The sequence below is a fragment of the Geobacillus proteiniphilus genome, from assembly GCF_001908025.1.
In the GTDB taxonomy this organism is placed as follows: domain Bacteria; phylum Bacillota; class Bacilli; order Bacillales; family Anoxybacillaceae; genus Geobacillus; species Geobacillus proteiniphilus.
The window spans coordinates 1-2,355 of sequence record NZ_MQMG01000104.1; the positions used below are offsets into that span (position 1 = coordinate 1).

The 2,355-nt window shown below is 38.9% G+C and carries 3 protein-coding genes; all 3 read left to right on the top strand.

Translation table 11 applies throughout. The annotated features are described in order from the left end of the window. Positions 1-117: 117 nt before the first annotated feature. Positions 118-1,179 carry an ACR3 family arsenite efflux transporter gene (arsB, locus tag BRO54_RS18640; RefSeq protein ID WP_011230092.1) on the top strand — a complete coding sequence of 354 codons (1,062 nt, stop codon included), beginning with the start codon at positions 118-120 and terminating at the stop codon, positions 1,177-1,179. A 20-nt stretch (positions 1,180-1,199) separates the two neighbouring features. Continuing rightward, positions 1,200-1,622, top strand: coding sequence for an arsenate reductase (thioredoxin) (gene arsC / locus BRO54_RS18645; protein WP_011230093.1), 423 nt, complete (start codon positions 1,200-1,202; stop codon positions 1,620-1,622). 148 nt (positions 1,623-1,770) lie between these two features. Beyond that, the gene (locus BRO54_RS18650) at positions 1,771-2,217 is read left to right on the top strand and encodes a MarR family winged helix-turn-helix transcriptional regulator (protein WP_011230094.1); all 447 of its coding nucleotides are present in this window, start codon (positions 1,771-1,773) and stop codon (positions 2,215-2,217) included. Positions 2,218-2,355: the final 138 nt, after the last annotated feature.

Sequence of the window (2,355 nt, forward strand, 5' to 3'; positions counted from 1 at the left end):
CTGCAACATATTCCAGATCAAACAGAGAATATTCGTAAGATTGAGGAAACCAACCCTACGCTCCGTTGCGGTTGTTAACCTACTAATCTACTAATTTAAATTATTAGGGGGGAAAAAATGAATAATACGGGGAAAAAACGTCTATCGTTTTTGGATCGATACCTCACGCTTTGGATTTTCCTTGCTATGGCAGCAGGAATTGGCTTAGGATTTGTCTTTCCAGGCTTTGTAGACGGAATGAACAGTTTGCAGGTAGGGACCACATCAATTCCAATTGCGATTGGCTTAATTTTAATGATGTATCCTCCGTTAGCAAAAGTTCGTTATGAGGAGATTGGGCGCGTCTTTAAAGATGTGAAAGTATTAGTGTTATCGCTCGTACAAAACTGGATTATTGGACCGATTCTTATGTTTTTGTTGGCGATCATATTCTTACCGGATAAACCGGAATACATGGTCGGACTCATCATGATCGGTCTGGCACGTTGTATTGCGATGGTGATTGTCTGGAATGATTTAGCGAAAGGAGACAGGGAGTACGCAGCTGGATTGGTGGCGTTTAACTCTGTATTCCAAATGCTATTTTACTCTGTTTATGCGTATGTGTTTGTGACGATCATTCCAGAATGGTTAGGACTAGAAGGTGCTGTCGTTAATATTACAATGATGGAAGTCGCTAAGTCGGTGTTTATTTACTTAGGAATTCCGTTTCTTGGCGGAATGTTGACGCGCTTTTTGTTAGTAAAAGCAAAGGGCAGACAATGGTATGAAAAAGTATTTATTCCAAAAGTCAGCCCGATTACATTGATTTCTTTGTTGTTTACGATTATCGTCATGTTCTCTTTAAAAGGAGACGTCATTGTAAGCTTGCCGTTGGATGTAGTGAGAGTTGCCATTCCATTGTTGATTTACTTTGTGTTGATGTTCTTCGTTTCCTTCTTCTTAGGGAGGAAATTTGGAGCGAGATACCCTGTAACCACAACACTTGCCTTTACAGCCGGCAGTAATAACTTTGAGTTAGCGATTGCCGTAGCTGTTGGCGTGTTTGGGATCCATTCTGGTGCAGCATTTGCAGCTGTTATTGGACCACTGGTGGAAGTGCCTGTCATGATTGCGTTAGTCAACGTGGCACTATGGTTTCAACGAAAATACTTTAAAACAGAATCAGTATCATACTAACAACAGAGGTGGAAGGAAACATGAAAAACAAAAAGATCATTTACTTCTTATGCACAGGTAACTCTTGCCGCAGCCAAATGGCAGAAGGATGGGCAAAAAAATATCTTGGCGACGAGTGGGAAGTGTACAGCGCCGGTATTGAAGCGCATGGACTAAATCCAAACGCGGTAAAAGTCATGAAAGAAGTAGGAATTGATATTTCGAACCAGACATCGGATATCATTGATCCGGAAATTTTAAATAAAGCGGATTTGGTAGTAACATTATGTGGTCATGCAGCGGACCATTGTCCAGTAACCCCACCAAATGTGAAACGTGTTCATTGGGGATTTGATGATCCGGCAAAGGCGGAAGGAACGGAGGAGGAAAAATTAGCTGTATTCCGTCGTGTTCGCGATGAAATCGGCGCGCGCATCAAAAAATTTGCTGAAACAGGCGAATAAGACTAAATGACAGCCGAGAAGAATCTTCTCGGCTGATTTTACAGGAGGGGAAATCATGATAAAAATTGGTGAAATTTTATTCTATTTTCTAAATTAAAAAGTTGCAATATGCAAATAATGTGATATAAATAATTATAGAGGTGAAAAAATGGAAAACATTAGAGAGTTGTTTCAAGTGATGACACGTCGTTTTGGATTGCTAAATAAAAATTGCTGTTCGATTGATGATGTAGATATTTCTCTCGTTCAAAGCCATATTCTTTATGAAATTGACAAAAGAGAACATCCCTCCATGCAACAAGTGGCTGAAGCATTAGGAATGGATATTACCACGTTCAGCAGACAGATTCAAAATTTAGTGAAAAAGGGATTAGTAAAAAAAACGCCGCTTCCTGAAGATCGAAGAGTATACACGTTATCGTTAACCACCGAAGGAAAGTTTATCGCAACAACCATTGATCGAGAAATAAATCGATATCTAGAAGAAGTGTTTTCACATATGACGGAATTTGAGAAAGAAACCGTGATTCGTTCGATTAAATTGTTGAATGAGTGTATGGCAAAATCAAGTGTATGTTGTAAACCGTTATTTTGAGGCAAGTATATCTAGGCTTGCCTGTTTGTTAAACATATAGTTGTAATTTGCAAATAAAATAAGGAGAGATAATCAATGAGCATAGCGATTTTTCAAGACTTTCTCTTATATTGCGTTAGAATTAACTCTTTTGTTTTG